Annotated in this window: 17 protein-coding genes; 3 read left to right on the top strand and 14 right to left on the bottom strand. The window is 45.7% G+C overall.

What is annotated here, in order from left to right:
- Window positions 1-239: 239 nt before the first annotated feature.
- From lepB to GCA01S_RS07415, 6 genes are all read right to left on the bottom strand, one after another.
- Window positions 240-803, bottom strand: a complete 564-nt coding sequence (gene lepB, locus GCA01S_RS07440) for a signal peptidase I (RefSeq protein ID WP_375781803.1) — start codon at window positions 801-803, stop codon at window positions 240-242.
- Complete coding sequence (locus GCA01S_RS07435) at window positions 800-1,423, bottom strand: TVP38/TMEM64 family protein (RefSeq protein ID WP_042408644.1); 624 nt, start codon at window positions 1,421-1,423, stop codon at window positions 800-802. The genes lepB and GCA01S_RS07435 overlap by 4 nt, the downstream gene beginning before the upstream one ends.
- Before the next feature lie 185 nt (window positions 1,424-1,608).
- Window positions 1,609-2,151: a competence protein ComK gene (locus GCA01S_RS07430; protein WP_017436490.1), complete on the bottom strand. Its 543-nt coding sequence runs from the start codon at window positions 2,149-2,151 to the stop codon at window positions 1,609-1,611.
- 147 nt (window positions 2,152-2,298) lie between these two features.
- Window positions 2,299-2,505: a hypothetical protein gene (locus GCA01S_RS07425; protein ID WP_042408642.1), complete on the bottom strand. Its 207-nt coding sequence runs from the start codon at window positions 2,503-2,505 to the stop codon at window positions 2,299-2,301.
- Between the two features lie 118 nt (window positions 2,506-2,623).
- Window positions 2,624-3,910: an isocitrate lyase gene (aceA, locus tag GCA01S_RS07420; RefSeq protein WP_042408640.1), complete on the bottom strand. Its 1,287-nt coding sequence runs from the start codon at window positions 3,908-3,910 to the stop codon at window positions 2,624-2,626.
- A 142-nt stretch (window positions 3,911-4,052) separates the two neighbouring features.
- Window positions 4,053-5,321 (bottom strand): M48 family metallopeptidase, encoded by a 1,269-nt coding sequence (locus GCA01S_RS07415; RefSeq protein ID WP_042408638.1) that lies wholly within the window; start codon window positions 5,319-5,321, stop codon window positions 4,053-4,055.
- Between the two features lie 138 nt (window positions 5,322-5,459).
- Between GCA01S_RS07415 and GCA01S_RS07410 the strand changes: the two genes are divergently transcribed.
- Entirely contained in the window at window positions 5,460-6,050 is a 591-nt protein-coding gene (locus tag GCA01S_RS07410) for an SCO family protein (RefSeq protein ID WP_017436486.1), read from the top strand.
- A 149-nt stretch (window positions 6,051-6,199) separates the two neighbouring features.
- Here GCA01S_RS07410 and GCA01S_RS07405 read toward each other — a convergent pair whose 3' ends face one another.
- The gene (locus GCA01S_RS07405) at window positions 6,200-6,505 is read right to left on the bottom strand and encodes an AzlD domain-containing protein (RefSeq protein WP_017436485.1); all 306 of its coding nucleotides are present in this window, start codon (window positions 6,503-6,505) and stop codon (window positions 6,200-6,202) included.
- Window positions 6,498-7,217 carry an AzlC family ABC transporter permease gene (locus tag GCA01S_RS07400; RefSeq protein WP_017436484.1) on the bottom strand — a complete coding sequence of 240 codons (720 nt, stop codon included), beginning with the start codon at window positions 7,215-7,217 and terminating at the stop codon, window positions 6,498-6,500. Before GCA01S_RS07400 ends, GCA01S_RS07405 begins: the two co-directional genes overlap by 8 nt.
- 160 nt (window positions 7,218-7,377) lie before the next feature.
- On the opposite strand from GCA01S_RS07400, the gene dat reads away from it, so the two are divergent.
- On the top strand, window positions 7,378-8,244 hold the full coding sequence (gene dat / locus GCA01S_RS07395) for a D-amino-acid transaminase (RefSeq protein ID WP_042408634.1): 867 nt from the start codon (window positions 7,378-7,380) through the stop codon (window positions 8,242-8,244).
- A gap of 30 nt (window positions 8,245-8,274) precedes the next feature.
- Here dat and GCA01S_RS07390 read toward each other — a convergent pair whose 3' ends face one another.
- The 5 genes from GCA01S_RS07390 to GCA01S_RS07370 all read right to left on the bottom strand — a co-directional run bounded on the left by GCA01S_RS07390 (window position 8,275) and on the right by GCA01S_RS07370 (window position 13,675).
- Window positions 8,275-9,069, bottom strand: coding sequence for an ABC transporter ATP-binding protein (locus GCA01S_RS07390; RefSeq protein WP_017436482.1), 795 nt, complete (start codon window positions 9,067-9,069; stop codon window positions 8,275-8,277).
- Complete coding sequence (locus tag GCA01S_RS07385) at window positions 9,035-10,039, bottom strand: ABC transporter permease (RefSeq protein ID WP_017436481.1); 1,005 nt, start codon at window positions 10,037-10,039, stop codon at window positions 9,035-9,037. The genes GCA01S_RS07390 and GCA01S_RS07385 overlap by 35 nt, the downstream gene beginning before the upstream one ends.
- Before the next feature lie 57 nt (window positions 10,040-10,096).
- Window positions 10,097-11,092 (bottom strand): ABC transporter substrate-binding protein, encoded by a 996-nt coding sequence (locus GCA01S_RS07380; RefSeq protein WP_042408629.1) that lies wholly within the window; start codon window positions 11,090-11,092, stop codon window positions 10,097-10,099.
- 134 nt (window positions 11,093-11,226) lie between these two features.
- On the bottom strand, window positions 11,227-12,771 hold the full coding sequence (locus GCA01S_RS07375) for a fatty acid--CoA ligase family protein (RefSeq protein WP_042408627.1): 1,545 nt from the start codon (window positions 12,769-12,771) through the stop codon (window positions 11,227-11,229).
- 160 nt (window positions 12,772-12,931) lie between these two features.
- Window positions 12,932-13,675, bottom strand: a complete 744-nt coding sequence (locus GCA01S_RS07370) for an MBL fold metallo-hydrolase (protein WP_042408626.1) — start codon at window positions 13,673-13,675, stop codon at window positions 12,932-12,934.
- A gap of 150 nt (window positions 13,676-13,825) precedes the next feature.
- Here GCA01S_RS07370 and yhfH point away from each other — a divergent pair, with 150 nt between their 5' ends.
- Window positions 13,826-13,963 carry a protein YhfH gene (yhfH, locus tag GCA01S_RS19260; protein ID WP_017436738.1) on the top strand — a complete coding sequence of 46 codons (138 nt, stop codon included), beginning with the start codon at window positions 13,826-13,828 and terminating at the stop codon, window positions 13,961-13,963.
- Between the two features lie 168 nt (window positions 13,964-14,131).
- On the opposite strand, the gene GCA01S_RS07360 is transcribed toward yhfH, so the two are convergent.
- Window positions 14,132-16,534, bottom strand: a complete 2,403-nt coding sequence (locus GCA01S_RS07360) for a YhgE/Pip domain-containing protein (protein ID WP_042408621.1) — start codon at window positions 16,532-16,534, stop codon at window positions 14,132-14,134.
- Window positions 16,535-16,571: the final 37 nt, after the last annotated feature.

Below are 16,571 nucleotides of genomic sequence, written 5' to 3'. Positions count from 1 at the left end.
GGAAGAAAAAAGTGCGCTTCCCTTTCCATTCCTACGTAACCAGTGTAAAAGGAAAGCACTGCTATCGCAACACGTTTTATTTTCCATTCGGTGAAAGAAGAAAAGGCATCCACGCGCAATTTGCATCGCTGAATACCTTTTCTAGTTCTTTTGAAAATGATATTGCAAACGGCACGCATGACGAGATAACCTGCCAAACATCCCATTCATTGACGGTTTTTATGTTCCCCGCTTTTTCATTAAAACTGGACTGCGAACTGCCGCACAGGCCAGTAGCGCAAATCTACTTTCCCTACTACCTGACTGATTTTCACGAATCCAAAATGGCGGCTGTCCCAGCTGCTTAGCCGGTTATCACCAAGGACAAAAATGTATCCTTCCGGCACCCTTTTTTTCCCTGTCAGTTCCTCTAACGTAAAATCTCCTGTCAGCTTTCCGTCAATCAATTTTTGCTTATATGGCTGCAAATAGGGTTCATTGACTTTTCTTCCATTAATGTACAGCACATCGTTTTTATAGGCGATTTGATCGCCTGGAAGCCCGATGACGCGTTTGACGTAATCTTCTTTTTTATTGGCATGAAAAACAATGACATCAAACCGCTGAATATGCCCGATATGATAACTTAGCTTGTTGACGATGAGCAAATTTCCTTCCTGTAATGTCGGCATCATCGATTTTCCTTCCACCATATAATTGGTGAAGCAAAAAAGCCGAATGAAAATCACCGCAAGCACCCCAGCAAAAAGAGCCAGCCTGCGCCACCGTCTTTCGTTTTTCTTCATTTTCCCATCACCTGTCATTCTGCGCCTCCCTCATTGCTCTGTTTCTCAGTAAGCGAAAATCTCGCTTCCACCCTTTTTCCCGTGTACCATAACAATATAATGACAACTGCAATCGCGATCGTGCGCAGCGGTTGCTTCACAAGCGCCGCAATGTCATAACCGATAAAACTAATGGTAAAAATCATAACCATTTTCCCTAATAATACCGCTAAAACAAACTGCTGCCGGCTGATCCGTGACAATCCCGCGACAATGTTTACCACCGCTGATGGGGTGAAGGGAAAACAATATAACAAAAACACGGGGCCAAAACCATGTCTTTCAATCCAATACATAAACTTTCTAACTTTCCGGTGGCGGCTGACAAAACGAAAAAAGCGTTTCTGTCCGATTTTTCGCGTCAGCCAAAAAACGAGAATTGAACCGAGGCAGGCACCAATCCAAGAAATCAAAAATCCCTTCCATAAGCCAAATGCAGCCGCATTAGCCATCACAAATATAAACATTGGCAAGATGGGAAAAAATGATTCCAACAATGTTGCCACAATTCCTGGAAGCACTCCAAAAGAGCGGTATTGTTCCAGAACCAATAGTACGTTTTCGAGAGTAAACCAATGTTTTATTGTTTCGATGTCCATGTATACTCCCCATTCAAATTCCTTATGTTTATATATTTATTTTACACACTTCTACGGGGAATTTGAACTAATCTTTACAATGCTAATGATTGAAATATTTTCATTATTAGAGATGCGGCACGTTCATGGCTTTCTGTTTCAAGTGCGGGAAAAGCCGATTGATGTAATTATCGTTTAGCGAGGATTCATTGCTGCTGCCAGTCTTTCGATCGATTCATGCGAAATACATATTGCAATTTGCGCTCCCTTGCTTCCATCCGCTCCGAGAGCTTCGTTCTAAGCTGTGCTGTTCGGTACAGTTGATTGACAAAAGAATGATAGGAAACATCCAGTAAAATACTTTTTTCATTTGTGAAATAAACGATTGTCTGGTCATTTTTGGTAGGCTCATATTTATATACGTGAATGTGTGACAGCCATACACAGCGGGAATCACTTGGGGAAATTGTCGGGAAAACGTAAATTTCGTTGAGCGGCTCAATGGCGATTGGAGCTTTATGGGTAATGCCGATAACGGCTCTCGTTCCCTCTTTTCGGCCGCGAAAACTAGCTCCATAATAGTCGCAGCTTCGTTTAATAATATCGATCGGTCTCATTTTCACGATACACTCTCCGTCTTCCTCAATCACTTTCGCATAGGAATCGCCGTGAAAGTGATGGGGCAAGACCGCCATCGTGTAGCGACTGATAATAAATTTATCGAGGACGACAAATTCATTTACCTTCATTCTATTTTCTCTCCTCTCTTATTGCGACATTGTATCTAATTCTATCATACCATTGATAGTTATATTTTTCTATATTTTCAAAAAACATTAAATCATTTTTTACTATAAATCACACAGAAAACCCATAACAAAAGTCATGGGTTTTGTTCAAGAATTATCAAATATTTGATGAACTTCTTTTGCCGCTAAGTATTCATTCGCCTGTTCGAGCGCCGTATGCTCGCCGACCGAATCTCCCGCATATGCTTCCTCGTTCATAAACGCCTGCTGAAAATGGAAATCTGTGCTCATGCGGAACTCCGAATGCAACGCCGGTTCGAACGGCATTTCTCTTTTCTCCTGTCCTTTTTCCATATGATCGCCTCCTATGCTTAGGATGCGTTATTTTTTCCAAATGATACAATCCTAAAAGGAAAAAGGGCACGCTTATGTGAAGCATGCCCTTCTTTATATAAAACTCCCCCATTTCCCCTTATGCCGTCGTAAATTGCTCTTCTTCCGTCGAACCTTTTAGCGCAATCGTCGATGATTGACCGCCAGAAATCACTTGCGCCACTTCGTCGAAGTAGCCGGTACCGACTTCGCGCTGATGTTTTGTAGCTGTGTAACCATATTTTTCTGCAGCAAATTCCGCCTGTTGCAATTCTGCATATGCTGCCATGCCGCGCTCTTTGTATCCGCGCGCCAATTCGAACATGCTGTAGTTTAGCGTATGGAAACCAGCGAGTGTAACGAATTGGAATTTGTAACCCATTTTTGCGAGTTCTTTTTGGAAGTTGGCAATCGTTTCATCGTCCAATTTTTTCTTCCAGTTAAATGATGGAGAGCAGTTGTAAGCAAGCAATTTGCCTGGGAATTTTTCATGAATCGCTTCTGCAAAGCGGCGCGCTTCTTCCAAGTTTGGCTCGCTTGTTTCGCACCAGATTAAATCTGCATACGGCGCATACGCTAAGCCTCGGGCGATCGCTTGGTCAAGCCCTGCTCTTGTGCGGTAAAAGCCTTCTGTCGTCCGCTCGCCAGTAATAAATTCTTGGTCGTACGGGTCAATATCACTCGTAATTAAATTCGCCGCATTTGCATCCGTACGAGCGATTAACACGGTCGGTACACCCATGACATCGGCTGCAAGACGCGCCGCAATTAAATTACGTACCGCTGTTTGCGTTGGAAGTAGCACTTTTCCGCCTAAGTGACCGCATTTTTTCTCCGAAGAAAGCTGATCTTCAAAGTGGACGCCGGCTGCTCCCGCCTCAATCATCGCCTTCATTAATTCAAACACGTTCAGCTGGCCGCCGAATCCAGCCTCAGCGTCGGCGACAATCGGCACGAAATAATCGATATCGCCGCTTCCTTCCAAATATTGAATTTGATCTGCGCGCTGCAGCGCTTGATTAATCCGCTTCACCACATGTGGTACGCTATTTGCCGGATATAAGCTTTGGTCCGGATACATTTGTCCGGCAAGGTTTGCATCTGCCGCCACCTGCCAGCCGCTCAAGTAAATCGCTTTTAGCCCTGCTTTAACTTGCTGAACAGCTTGGTTTCCAGTTAACGCTCCTAACGCGTTAATATAATCTTCGCTATTCAACAATTTCCATAGTTTTTCTGCTCCGCGCCGGGCCAATGTATATTCGATGTCAATCGAACCGCGCAATTTAATGACATCTTCGGCGCTGTACGGGCGGACAATTCCTTTCCAGCGCTCTTCATTTTTCCAGCTTTCTTCTAATTGTTTGACACGTTCTGTAAAACTCGCCATTTTCCTTCCCCCATCTCTATATTGTTATAATACATTATTGATTTGTACGTAGTTATTATATAACAGAAAAACAAAAAAGAAAACAGTTTTTTTAAAATTTTTGAAAAAAATACGCAGAAAGGAATTCCTTTCTGCTTTGTCATCATTCTTCCTGCAAAGGGGGCGCATACTCTTTTAAAAAGACGATCCGTTCTAACATCGTTGGGTGCGTATAACGGAATATTTTTACAACAAGCGGTGGATTGACTTCGCTTAACCCTGCTTTTGTCAGCTTTTGAAACGAAGAAATCGCCGCCTCTTTATTCCCCGTCAGCTCGATCGCATATCGATCCGCCGCGTGCTCTTCATAGCGCGACACCGTATTCACAAGCGGACTGGCGGCAAAGTTAAGCAATGAAACTAGAAGCAACAGCAACGGAAAAGAAGCGATATCACTCAACCGGCGAATTCCGATACACCTTCCCCATCGGGCGAGACTCCATCCTATCAGCTTGCCGACGAGCCACAGTCCAAAAAACGCTAAAACAATATAACCGGCAAGCCCCCAGTAAATATGTTTCATCACGTAATGCCCCATTTCATGGGCCATAACAAACAGCACTTCATCTTCATTTAGCCGCTGCAATGTCGTGTCCCACAGCACGATGCGCGCGTGGGAACCAATTCCGGTGACATAGGCGTTTAATGCATTTGTTTTCTCTGACATATTTACCTCAAATACATGCTCGGCAGGAATATTTGCTTTGCTTGCCAGCGCTAAAATTTTTGTTTCCAGCTTTTTATCTTTCAGTGGATAAAACTCGTTATATAACGGATCAATGATAACTGGCTGAATGAACATAAAAAAAATCATAAACGGCACACACAGCATCCACGCATACAGCCACCAGCGCCGCTCAAAACGGCGGATCAGCCAATACAATACCGTCGCAGTCAAGACAAGCAGTACGGTATGGATGAAAAAATCGGTCATCCTGTCGCGAAACCAGCTGGCCAGCGATTGAGTGCTGACGCCATAGGTGCGGGAAAGGTGATAGACGGCAAATTGAATGGGAAGCAAAAGCGCTGTGGTGATCAAAGACAGCCAAAACGCATAAAGCGCCGATTGTATAGGAACCCATTTCGCCGCCCGCTTTACCCATGTTCGCAGCGCCTGAGCGACGCCAAACGCCAATAGGCCAAAATAAATTAGCCATTCGTACGGAATAGAAAGAAAAAACAACAAATCTTTCCACCGCGAATATTCCCCGCTTAACTCTAGCTCTTTCGGCGTTAGAAATGTGGCGGGATCCGCGCTTGTCCCTTTCCACTGCGGCGGGATTGATATATCGGCGACACCGAGCAAATACCATGCCATGCCGATCCCGTACAGCACATAAATGGCGAGCGTCCAATAGAGTAATTTTTTCATGCTATGCCCTCCCTTAACAACATTAGTATTTCTATTGTAATCACTTCTTCTTTCATTAAGAACGTCAAAGAAGTGTCATAAATATCTTTCGTATCTGTTATCATTATCTTGTATGATAAGCATAGGAGAGTGATCATCGTGAAAAAATTGTATTTATCGTTGATCAGCTTGTTTATTATTTGCGTCGGTGCCGGCATCTTTTATTTCACTGTATACAAACAGGCAAAGATGAGGCTGCCTGATGATGTAGTGATGGAAACAGCTTGGGGAAATGAGTATCATTTCAACGAGATGAAGCCAAAGATCCGCTTGCTGGAATTTATGTATACCAACTGTCCGGATATTTGCCCAAATACAACCTTTCAAATGACGAAATTGCGTTCAAAACTGGAACAAGCGCATGTTTTTGGCAAAAAGGTCGAGTTTATCACAATTACCATCGACCCGAAGCGCGATACTCCTGAAAAACTGCGGACGTACGCAAAAGCCTTCGGCGTGGACAACGCCCAGCAAGGCTGGATGTTTTTGCGCGGAAGCGAAGCCGATACGAAAAAAGTGGCCGATGCTTTCGACTTTCAATATCGCGATCCCGGCAACGGTATGCTGATTCATACGACACTCACTTATTTGCTAGACGAAAATGGACGCGTCATCGAACAGTTTGGCATGGGCAAAAAGCGGTTTCACGTAGAGGAAGTGTATGAGGCGATTATGGACGAGCTTCAATAACGGCAAAAACAGAACGGTGCCCGCTGTCTCCTTCCTTAAATCTTTTGTTTTTTTCATCTATAAACAGAAAAAAGGCAGGCTGGCCTATTCCGGATTCGAACAGGTGCCTGCCGTTTTTTTATTCTGAAATGTATGATTCTGCCCCATTATTACCAAATCAGTGCATACACGCTTAATACGGCGACAGATATGAGAACAACGATAATGACGTTTGCCCCGAGCCAAGCGGCGACTAGTGCACTCACAAATCCGAGAACACCAAACCAAATATCGTCCTGAATGAAAAAAATGCCGGGTACAATGAGAGCTCCTAACGCCGCATACGGAACATTTTTCAATACGCCTTGCCAAAACGGCGGCAGCTTGACGTGTTGAAACACGACAAGCGGAAGCATGCGCGGAATGTATGTCACAAGCCCCATCCCAATAATCATCCAAACGATCGTGCTATTCATTTTGTGCTTCCTCACTTTCTTTCACGAAGCATTGCCCGATCATTGCCGCCACTAATGTCGCAATGACAACCGACCACCCTTTGGAAACATGTAAAAAAAGCGTGCATATGGAATTAATCACCGCCGCCATCCCCGCAAGCAAAATCGTTTTCCGTTGCTTTTTCAACGCCGGAACAAGCAAGCCAATAAACATTGCATATAACGCCACCGACATGCTTTCTTGCAAGCTTTGCGGCAAGCTTGCCCCAACAACATATCCGATCGCCGAATTAATAACCCAGCTTCCGTACGCCGTCAAACCGAGGCCGAACATGTATGGGGAGTTGACCGTTCCTTCTTTCATTGCCGCTACGGAGAACGTTTCATCCGTAATTCCGAACGCATAGAGCGCTTTTTTCCAAAGCACGTCCGGTTCCGCTTTTTCGTTTAGCGAAGCGGACATAAGAAAATGACGAATGTTTAAAATAAACGTCGTCAGTACAATTTCAAACGCTCCCGTACCGATGGTAAGCAAATTTAACGCGATATATTGTGAAGCACCTGCGTACACGATCGCGCTCATCATAATCGTTTCTGCAAGCGTCAGCCCCGTTGTTTTCGCAAGCAAGCCAAACGTAAGCGCAATCGGCATATAGCCAATAGCAATGGTTACTCCTGCTTGCACTCCTTGGCGAAACTGCGATGATTTGCCCGCTGCTAATGTTGTTTCCACGATGAATCCCCCCGTTTCTGTCTAACTTTATGTAATATTATCTAAAAATTGTTTATTTTTCGCAATGACCAATTCATCGTGCTTCGACCGGAATATTTTTATTCGTGATATACTGAAAATAAATAAAATTTTATACCGATGAAAAAAGGAGCTGAAACCGATGACCTTAAAACCATATGTACTAACCGAAAAACAATTTCTCCCCTACCACGAAGTAACCTATCCAATGGAAGAGCGGGGATTGCAGTTTGGTGATGGTATTTACGAAGTCACACGCATCTATCAAGGAATGTACTTTTTGCTCGAGGAGCATATCGACCGCCTATATCGTTCCGCCGCGTCGATTCGCCTTTCTGTTCCTTTTGACAAAGATGTGCTGATGGAAAAACTCGAACAGCTGCGGGAAATGAACGACGTCAAAGAAGATGCGATTCTCTATCTTCAGGTGACAAGGGGGAGCTTCCCGCGCAACCACGCGTTTCCGACCGAGAATCGTTCGAATTTGTACGCCTATATTCGGGAAATGCCAAGAAAAATCAATGAAATCGAGCAAGGCGTGCGGGCGATTTTGACAAAAGATGTCCGCTGGGAATATTGCTACATCAAAAGTTTAAACTTGCTGCCAAACGTGCTTGCCAAACAGGAAGCCGTGGAGCGAAGAGCGTTTGAAGCCATCTTTCACCGCGACGGCATCATTACCGAAGGCAGCTCTTCGAACATTTTTCTAGTCAAAGATGGAAACATATACACCCATCCGGCGACAGAGCGCATTTTAAACGGCATTGTCCGCATGAAAGTAAAGCAATTTTGCAGCGCGCTTGGCATTCCGTTTGTAGAAGAAGCGTTTTCTATTAACGATATCGCTGAAGCAGAAGAAATGTTTCTCACTAGCACCACGTCATCTATTATTCCGATTATTCAAGTGGAAGATCAAATAATTGGTGATGGCAAGCCGGGAGAGCTGACGAGAAAGCTGCAGGCCGCCTATGAAAAAGCGGCGGGGCTTGCCGTTAAAAGCGGAAAATAATAAAGCGGGGGCAATTCCCCGCTTTATCTATTATCCTAGCACGGCGCGGTCGCTGGCGAATTGGCTGCCGCGGATGCGCTGAAACTCCTGCAGCAGCCGCTCAACCGTCAATGCTTGTTTTTCCTTGCCGCTTGCTTCGAAAATAATTTGTCCGCGGTCCATCATAATGAGACGATTGCCGAGGCGGAGTGCCTGCTCCATATTATGCGTTACCATCAGCGTCGTCAGCTGATATTTTTCAACAATTTCTTTCGTCAGCTCGGTAACGAGCGCGGCGCGCGCCGGGTCCAGCGCGGCAGTATGCTCATCCAAAAGCAGCAAATCCGGCTTCGTAAACGTCGCCATTAACAGCGACAGCGCCTGCCGCTCCCCGCCGGACAGCATCCCGACTTTGGCATTCAACCGATTTTCCAGCCCCAAGTGGAGTGTCTTTAATGTCTCGCGGAAAAAGTCACGCTTTTGTTTTGTGACGCCGAATTTTAACGTGCGCCGCTTCGTGCGATTGTAAGCAAGCGCCAAGTTTTCCTCGATGGTCATATGCGGCGCTGTGCCGGCAAGCGGGTCTTGAAATACGCGGCCGATATAGCGGGCGCGTTCATGCTCCTTCATGGCTGTGACATCTTTGCCATTGATCCGCACCACACCCGTATCAGGAAACAGTCGTCCGGAAATAATGTTCATCATCGTTGATTTTCCGGCGCCGTTGCTGCCGATAATCGTAACGAAATCTCCGGGGGCAAGCGTTAAATTAATCGTTTGCAGCGCTACTTTCTCATCTACAGTTCCCTCATTAAATACTTTCGTAATCTGTTTGAGCTCCAGCAACGTGCTCCCCCCTCGCTTGTTCTTCCATTTTCCGCTTTTTCCGCCGTTTTTCTTTGTGCATAGCAGCAATGTTTGGAACGATCAAAGCAATCATGACAATAACAGCAGTGATGAGCTTCACATCTCCCGTTTCCAAAAACTGCACCCGCAGTGCAAGCGCCAAAATGATGCGGTAGACGATCGCGCCGCCGATGACCGCCAATGTAGCGCGCACAATCGAGCGCGTGCCAAACAGCGCTTCCCCAATAATGACCGAGGCTAGTCCGATGACGATCATCCCGATTCCCATGCCGACGTCGCTAAATCCGCCATATTGGGCGACAAGCGCCCCGGAAAAGGCGACGAGCGCGTTCGATAACCCGAGACCAAAAATGATGAGCCAATCGGTATTGGCTGAAAAGCTCGATACCATCGGCTGATTGTCTCCGGTCGCGCGCAGCGCCAGCCCGATTTCCGTTTTCAATAACAGGTCAAGCAGCAGCTTGACGACGACAGCAAGCAGCGCCATCGTGATGAATATCGCCCATGTTCGCGGCTGAAATCCCGAAAAAGCAATGACGCTGTTCAACACATTGTCTATCCCTGTTTTTTTCCACGCCTCCGTGATGATCGTCATGACCGTTTCCTGCTGTAAAAGCGGTACGTTCGAGCGTCCCATAATGCGCAGATTAATAGAATAAAGAGCAATCATCATTAATATGCCCGATAATAATGGATTAATTTTTCCCTTTGTATGCAACAACCCGGTAACCGCCCCGGCGATAAATCCCGCGCCCAATGCGGCGGCGGAAGCAAAAAATGGATTCGTTCCGTTAATAATGAGTACAGCAGCGACAGCCGCTCCTGTGACAAAGCTGCCATCCACCGTTAAATCAGGAAAATCTAAAATTCGAAATGATAAATAGACGCCAAGCGCCATAATCGCATAGATGAATCCTGCTTCCATAGCACTAAAAATCGCTGTTAACATGCATATCCCCACCTTTTTGAAACATATCCCTCCTTGATGCCAAGGAGGGATATGTGTTTATTCCGTATATTCGGCAATCGAATCCCATTCCGGGTTCAGTTCGATGCCCATGTCTTTCGCCGCCTTTTTGTTAATCAACAGCTTTAATTTTTTTGGATATTGTACTGGCAAATCAGCCGGTTTTTTGCCGTCTTTTAAAATCTTTACGGCCATTTCCCCAGCTTGATAGCCAATGTCGTAATAATCAAACCCGTAAGCGGCAAAGCCGCCGCGCTTCACCGAATCCAATTCGCCAACAAACAATGGAATATCGTGATCGCTCGCCACTTGAATGATCGACTCGAGCGCAGAGACAACCGTATTATCGGTAATGATATAAATACAGTCTACTTTTCCGACAAGCGATTCGGCTGCCTGTTTTACTTCCGCAGACGTCGATACAGAAACGGGAACAATTTGCAAATCCGTGCCTTTGATCGCTTTTTTGACGACATCAACTTGAGCGACGGAGTTTTGCTCCCCAGCGTTATAAACCATGCCAATGCGATTGCCGTTTATATACTTATCGATGAATTGCACCGTTTTTGGAATCGCATCCGGATGCGTATCGGTCGTCCCCGTTACATTGCCGCCCGGCTTTTCCATCGATTGCACGAGCTGTGCTCCGATTGGATCGGTAACCGAAGTGAACACGATCGGAATATCTTTCGTTGCATTGAGTGCGGCTTGGGCACTTGGCGTTGAATTGGCAAAAATTAAATCCACGCCATCCGATACGAAGTTATTCGCAATCGTCTGATTGTTATTCATGTCTCCCTGCGCGATTTGCACATCATAGGAAACGGACAACCCTTTGTCTTTCAGCGCTTGTTTAAAACCTTTGAAAGCCGCATCCAGCGAAGGATGCTCAACGATTTGCGTCACGCCGATATGGTACGTTTTCTTTTCTGCTCTCCCTTTGTTTTCACTCGTTTCTTTTGCTCCGCAGCCACTCAGAAGCAAAAAGCTTGCCGAGCATAACATCGCCAAACGCTGAATCCTTTTTTTCATCATCCCATCCCCTTGTCGCTTTATTGCTTTTTAGCTTTTATACTTTTTGGCTTTTATGCATTAAATTATATAAATTTATGATTCTATTTTCAATAATATTATTTAAAAAAAAAGAAAGTACTGAAAACTCGGTAATTTCACGAATGGGATGAAATTAACCGTTCTTTTAGAACGCGTCGCAAAATTTTTCCAGTCGCATTTTTCGGAAGCTCGTCTAAAAACTCGATTGAACTAGGAACTTTATATTTGGCAAGATGCTGATGGCAATACCCGATCAATGCCGTTTCCGTTAATTGCGGGTTTTTCGAAACGACAAACCCTTTTACCGCTTCGCCGTAATCGGGATCCGGCACGCCAACGACCGCTGCTTCGACCACATCCGGATGGCTGTACAGCACTTCTTCTACTTCCCGCGGATAAACGTTATAGCCACCGACAATAATCATTTCTTTTTTGCGATCAACAATATAAAAATATCCTTCCTCATCCATTCTCGCTAAATCCCCGGTGTGGAGCCAGCCGTCGCGGAGCGCATTGGCAGTTTCTTCCGGCATTTTATAGTAGCCTTTCATCACGTTTGGACCACGGACAACCAGTTCGCCGACTTCCCCTACCGGCACTTCCTCGCCAAATTCGTTGACCACTTTGCTTTCCACGTTCATAATACTTGTCCCAATCGAACCTGGTTTGCGCGGACGATCGAGCGGGTTAAAGCATGCAACCGGCGATGCTTCCGATAGGCCGTAGCCTTCCGAGACAATGACTTTGAATTTTTGCTCGAAATTTTTTAACAGCGCGACCGGCATCGATGAGCCGCCGGAAATGCAGAGGCGCAATGTGCGGAAATCTTCCGCGCTTCCTCCCTGATATTGATATAGAAAATTATACATTGTCGGCACGCCGACAAAAATGGTCGCTTGTTGTTCGCGGGCAATTTGAAAAATTTTCGCCGGACTAAATTTTGGAACGATGAGGACGGTTCCGCCGTTCATCAGCGGCGCATTCAAGGCCACCGTCAAACAAAATACATGGAACATCGGCAAAGTCGCAATCACGCGGTCGTTTTCATTAATTTTTAAGTAATTGGCAATATCCTGGGCATTGCTATATAAATTTTTATGCGTCAGCATCGCTCCTTTTGGCTTTCCGGTCGTTCCCGACGTGTACAAAATCACGGCGACATCGTCATCTTGCAGCTCCGGACCTTGAAAATGCACATCGCCGGATTGCAGGATGTCTGTAAACGATTTCATTTGTTCCGGCAACGAAATCCCTTTTTCCTTTCCTTGTGGCGTCCTGCAAATGATCACATGTTTGAGAAGCGGCAGGCGTTCTTGCGCTTGGGCGAACAGCGGAACGAGCAAGTCGAGCGCGATGACCGCTTTAACATCCCCATTCAGTAAAATATATCCGATTTCATCCGGCGTATAAATCGGATTGATCGGAATGACCGTCGCCCCCAACCGCAACGCTCCGTAAAAACTGATGACGAACTGCGGCGAATTTCCAAGCAGCAGCGCAATATGGTCGCCTTGGCGGATCCCCATGTTATATAATCCGCTGGCGAATTTAGAAATGGCGGCATTCAGTTCCCCGTATGTACTGCGTTCCCCTTCAAATACATACGCTGGTTTGTCAGACAGCTTCTGTGCTACTTCTGCCAATCGTGACGATAAATTCATAAATCGCCCTCCCCCAAAATAATGAATGAATTATCATTCATTTTATAATTAAAAAAATTCTAACTAGACTAATTATAAAAAAAATAAAAAGGGAGAGCAAGAAAAAGCTTGCTCTCCTGCAAAAGCTCCAAATGGCATCGTTAAACCGAGAATAGAATTGTCAACTCAATTCGTGTTCCCACACAAGACCTGTTTTCGCCAGCTGTATTTTTCCAGAAAATTGCTGTCTGGCTTCTTCGACAAGCTGCGCATGATCGCCAAAATGCGGCAAATGAGTGAGCCACAGTTCCGCTACACCGGCATCGCAGGCAATGGAGGCCGCCTCCTCGCTTGTCATATGGCCAGCGGGTGCGGCGTTTTGTCCGGCGTAAAAGTTGCATTCGCAAATAAGCAAATCAGCATTTTTTGCAAACGGCGCAAATTCCGGCAAATAGCTGGAGTCCGCTGTATACACGACCGTTTCTTCTCCTGCTGTAATCCGCATCGCATAACAAGTCACCGGGTGCACGGTTTTCATAAACGTGATATGAAACGGTCCCACTTGAAGCGGCTCTTCCGGATGATAAGCGATTCCTTTCGTTATCCCTTCGTGTGTTAAACGGGCAAATTCTCCTTGATCATATGGATGGCCGTAAATCGGCAGCACAGGCAAATCCATGCCGAGATTTTTCTTAATGAGGCGCCCATATTGCAACGGGCCGATATCGGCAACATGATCATGATGATAGTGAGAGACGACGACGGCATCCAGTTTTTCTACCGGCACGTAATTTTGCAGTTTGGACAAGACGCCGCTTCCACAGTCAACGAGCAACCGAAAATCGTCGTGTTCAAACAAATAACCGGATGTTGCTTCATTGGCTGCCGGAAATCCTCCCCAATAGCCGATGACGGTAACTTTCATACCTCTCCTCCTTTATGTATTCCTCTTTTCCCATCATACACCAATTTCATTCGTTTTGCATCTTTGTTGAAATTTGTTTTAAAACAGTTATTGACAAAGTGTTTTCTGTTATAATACAATACAAGTAACAAAACAACGGAGGCGATCAAAATGTTGGTGAAAGTGTTAGAATTTTTCAAAAATCTACCACCAAAAAAATGTGTGCAATGCGGTAAAGAAATTGAAGAGCAACATGAGTGCTATGGAAACACATGCCCTGATTGTCTTAATGTCACTTGCCATCAATAAATAATGAAAGCTGTCATCAACCCTTTCGTCACGGATGCCAATAAACTGTACTTCCAACATATCGATCCCCAACTGCAGGAAGATTATTCTTTCTGCCAGCTGCTTGAAAAGATGCTTCTAACCAAAGAGGCATCTTTATTTTTTTTTGCAAAAAAGGCTCCTAAAGCATTAAGCTTCAGGAGCTTCCGTTCTGTTCTGTGACAAGGCATAAAACTGGCGTTGATGCTGAACGGTAAAGTATACCATCGTTCCGATGACAGAAATGGCGATAAATAAAGCCAAAATCGCTGCATTGCGCCACATAAAGGCGAAATCGCCAGTAGAGATGACCGCTTTAAATCCGAGTATGGAGTACGTCATCGGCAGCCAATCGTTAAAATGCTGCAGCGTTTTCGGAATGAGTTCAAGCGGGAACGTGCCTGCGCTTGTTGTCAGTTGCAAAATCAGGATCACAACCGCAATCAATCGTCCCGGATCACCAAGCAATGTCACAAGGAGTTGGACTATAGAAATAAACGTAATGCTTGTGATGATCGTAAATAGAATAAATTTGGCAACGCTTTGTACATGGATACCGAGCGCACCAAGCAATACCGCATCCGCTAACAGCGACTGAAGGATGCCGATGACGACTAAAATGCCGAACTTGCTGAAAAACCAGCTGATTCCCGATTTTGGCACAGTGGCCGGTTCTCGCAACGGAAATACGATCGATAAAAAAAGCGCGCCGACATACAATCCTAAAGATAGGAAATATGGCGTAATGCCTGTTCCATAGTTTGGCACATGATGGATTTTTTCCTTTTCTTTTTTCACCGGATCGGCAAACATGTTATATACATCATCATTAGCTTTTACACTGTTCGCTTTTTTCGCACCGTCTTTTAACTTGTCAGCCAATTCCTTCGAACCATGGTCCAACTTGTTCATGCCGTTCACCAGTTGGTCGGAACCGTTGGACAGTTTATCGATTCCTGCCGACAAGGCTGAAGCGCCGTTGTCGAGTTCAGTCATGCCGCTTGCCAGCTGTCCCGAGCCAGCGGCAAGCTGATTCGTGCCATCTGTCAATTTCCCGGACCCCTGCGCAAGCTGATGCAGGCCGGACGACAATTCGCTGCTTCCAGCGGCAAGCTGATCTACCCCTGTTTTTCCTTCCGCTAATTTTTCACCAAACGTCGTCAATCCTTGCACTACTTTTGCCTGTCCGGCCACAAGCGCATCGACGCCGCTTGCCAATTGCTGCTGGCCGGCCAAAAGTTTTCCTACTCCCGCATTCAACGCCAGCTGTCCCTGATGAAGCCCAGCGGCCCCATCGGCAAGCCGGTCCGCGCCAGTTTTTAATGCAATGGCGCTATTGGTAAGTTCATTTATTCCACCGGCAACTTGCTTGCTACCTTCCACAAGCGGCAGCAAATTCTGTTTCACCGTTTGCAATAACGCTTTTTCTTTCGGGTCTGTCGTTTTGGAGATCAACCCATCTAGTTGTGCCACTGCTTCTTCTAGCCCTTGGCTTACTTGCGCTGCTCCTGCTTTTGTTTGATCCGCTCCTTGCTTCCATTGTTCCATGGACGATGCAAGCTGGGCGGCTCCTTCATGTAATTTCTGTGACCCATCCGTTAATTGCGGCATTTTTTCTTTCATTTGTTTCATTCCATTCAGCGATTGATGTAAACCGCTGGATAACTGTTGCGCTCCCGTTTCGACTTGTTTCGCTCCCGCCAGCAATCGCGAATGGCCGTCTTGCATTTTCGCAAATCCGCCTTGCAATTGCTGAAGCCCGGCGTTAAGCCGATCGGCGCCGGCGCTCGCCGATTGCAGCCCGTTTTCAAACGTCAGCGAATTTTCTGCAAGCAGTTTTAAGTTTTTATATAGTTCTGCAGCGCCGTTTTTCGCTGTATGCACACCTTCCTTTAATTTACTGCTCCCGTCTTTGGCAGAGTGAAGACCGATTTGCAGCGCTGCTCCCCCGTCTTTTGCCTGCTTCACGCCATCATGCAGCTGATTGGCGCCACCGCTCGCTTGCTCGATCCCTTTCGCCATTGCTTTCATGCTGTCCAACATTGTTTCTGCATATGTTTTCGTAACGTTTTTAGCGACTTCTTCTTTAATTTTTTCTATCGCTGAATCGCCAATTTGCGCTGCTAAAAAGTTAAATCCTTCGTTTGGCATATAAATAAGCTTCATCGGTTTCGGCTGTTTGTCTTGCAATGTCGTTGCATTTTCGGAGAAGTTTTCCGGTATGATGACTGCCATGTAATATTTTTGGTCGTTCAAGCCTTTTTTTGCTTCTTTCTCGGACACAAACCGCCAGCCGAATTTTTTATTTGTTTTTAAATTGTTCACTAACTCGTCTCCAAGTTTTAGTGTTTTACCATTGAATTCTGCACCCTTGTCATTGTTGACAACGGCCACTGGCAATCGGTCCAAATGACCGTATGGATCCCAAAATGCCCATAGAAACATGCCGCTGTATAAGAGCGGGATGAACAAAATGGCGATGATAGGAATGAGCATTTTTCGATTGCGGACGATAGCCTGTACTTCTTGCCATAATAACGAAATGCCCCTCATTGTTCTCCTCCTTTGTACAAATGACCATTTTGTCCAT

The sequence above is a fragment of the Parageobacillus caldoxylosilyticus NBRC 107762 genome (genome assembly GCF_000632715.1).
Taxonomy (GTDB): Bacteria; Bacillota; Bacilli; order Bacillales; family Anoxybacillaceae; genus Saccharococcus; species Saccharococcus caldoxylosilyticus.
The sequence above is the reverse complement of the archived record's forward strand: the minus strand, read 5'-3'. Positions and strand labels throughout refer to the sequence as shown.

Bases quoted from the DNA above. Each gene is read 5' to 3' on its own strand.
- aceA (WP_042408640.1), bottom strand. From the start codon at position 3,910: ATGGCGAGTTTTACAGAACGTGTCAAACAATTAGAAGAAAGCTGGAAA.
- GCA01S_RS07430 (WP_017436490.1), bottom strand. From the start codon at position 2,151: ATGAAGGTAAATGAATTTGTCGTCCTCGATAAATTTATTATCAGTCGC.
- GCA01S_RS07370 (WP_042408626.1), bottom strand. From the start codon at position 13,675: ATGAAAGTTACCGTCATCGGCTATTGGGGAGGATTTCCGGCAGCCAAT.
- yhfH (WP_017436738.1), top strand. From the start codon at position 13,826: ATGTTGGTGAAAGTGTTAGAATTTTTCAAAAATCTACCACCAAAAAAA.
- GCA01S_RS07375 (WP_042408627.1), bottom strand. From the start codon at position 12,771: ATGAATTTATCGTCACGATTGGCAGAAGTAGCACAGAAGCTGTCTGAC.
- GCA01S_RS07405 (WP_017436485.1), bottom strand. From the start codon at position 6,505: ATGAATAGCACGATCGTTTGGATGATTATTGGGATGGGGCTTGTGACA.
- GCA01S_RS07380 (WP_042408629.1), bottom strand. From the start codon at position 11,092: ATGATGAAAAAAAGGATTCAGCGTTTGGCGATGTTATGCTCGGCAAGC.
- GCA01S_RS07425 (WP_042408642.1), bottom strand. From the start codon at position 2,505: ATGGAAAAAGGACAGGAGAAAAGAGAAATGCCGTTCGAACCGGCGTTG.
- dat (WP_042408634.1), top strand. From the start codon at position 7,378: ATGACCTTAAAACCATATGTACTAACCGAAAAACAATTTCTCCCCTAC.
- GCA01S_RS07415 (WP_042408638.1), bottom strand. From the start codon at position 5,321: ATGAAAAAATTACTCTATTGGACGCTCGCCATTTATGTGCTGTACGGG.
- lepB (WP_375781803.1), bottom strand. From the start codon at position 803: ATGACAGGTGATGGGAAAATGAAGAAAAACGAAAGACGGTGGCGCAGG.
- GCA01S_RS07435 (WP_042408644.1), bottom strand. From the start codon at position 1,423: ATGGACATCGAAACAATAAAACATTGGTTTACTCTCGAAAACGTACTA.
- GCA01S_RS07360 (WP_042408621.1), bottom strand. From the start codon at position 16,534: ATGAGGGGCATTTCGTTATTATGGCAAGAAGTACAGGCTATCGTCCGC.
- GCA01S_RS07385 (WP_017436481.1), bottom strand. From the start codon at position 10,039: ATGTTAACAGCGATTTTTAGTGCTATGGAAGCAGGATTCATCTATGCG.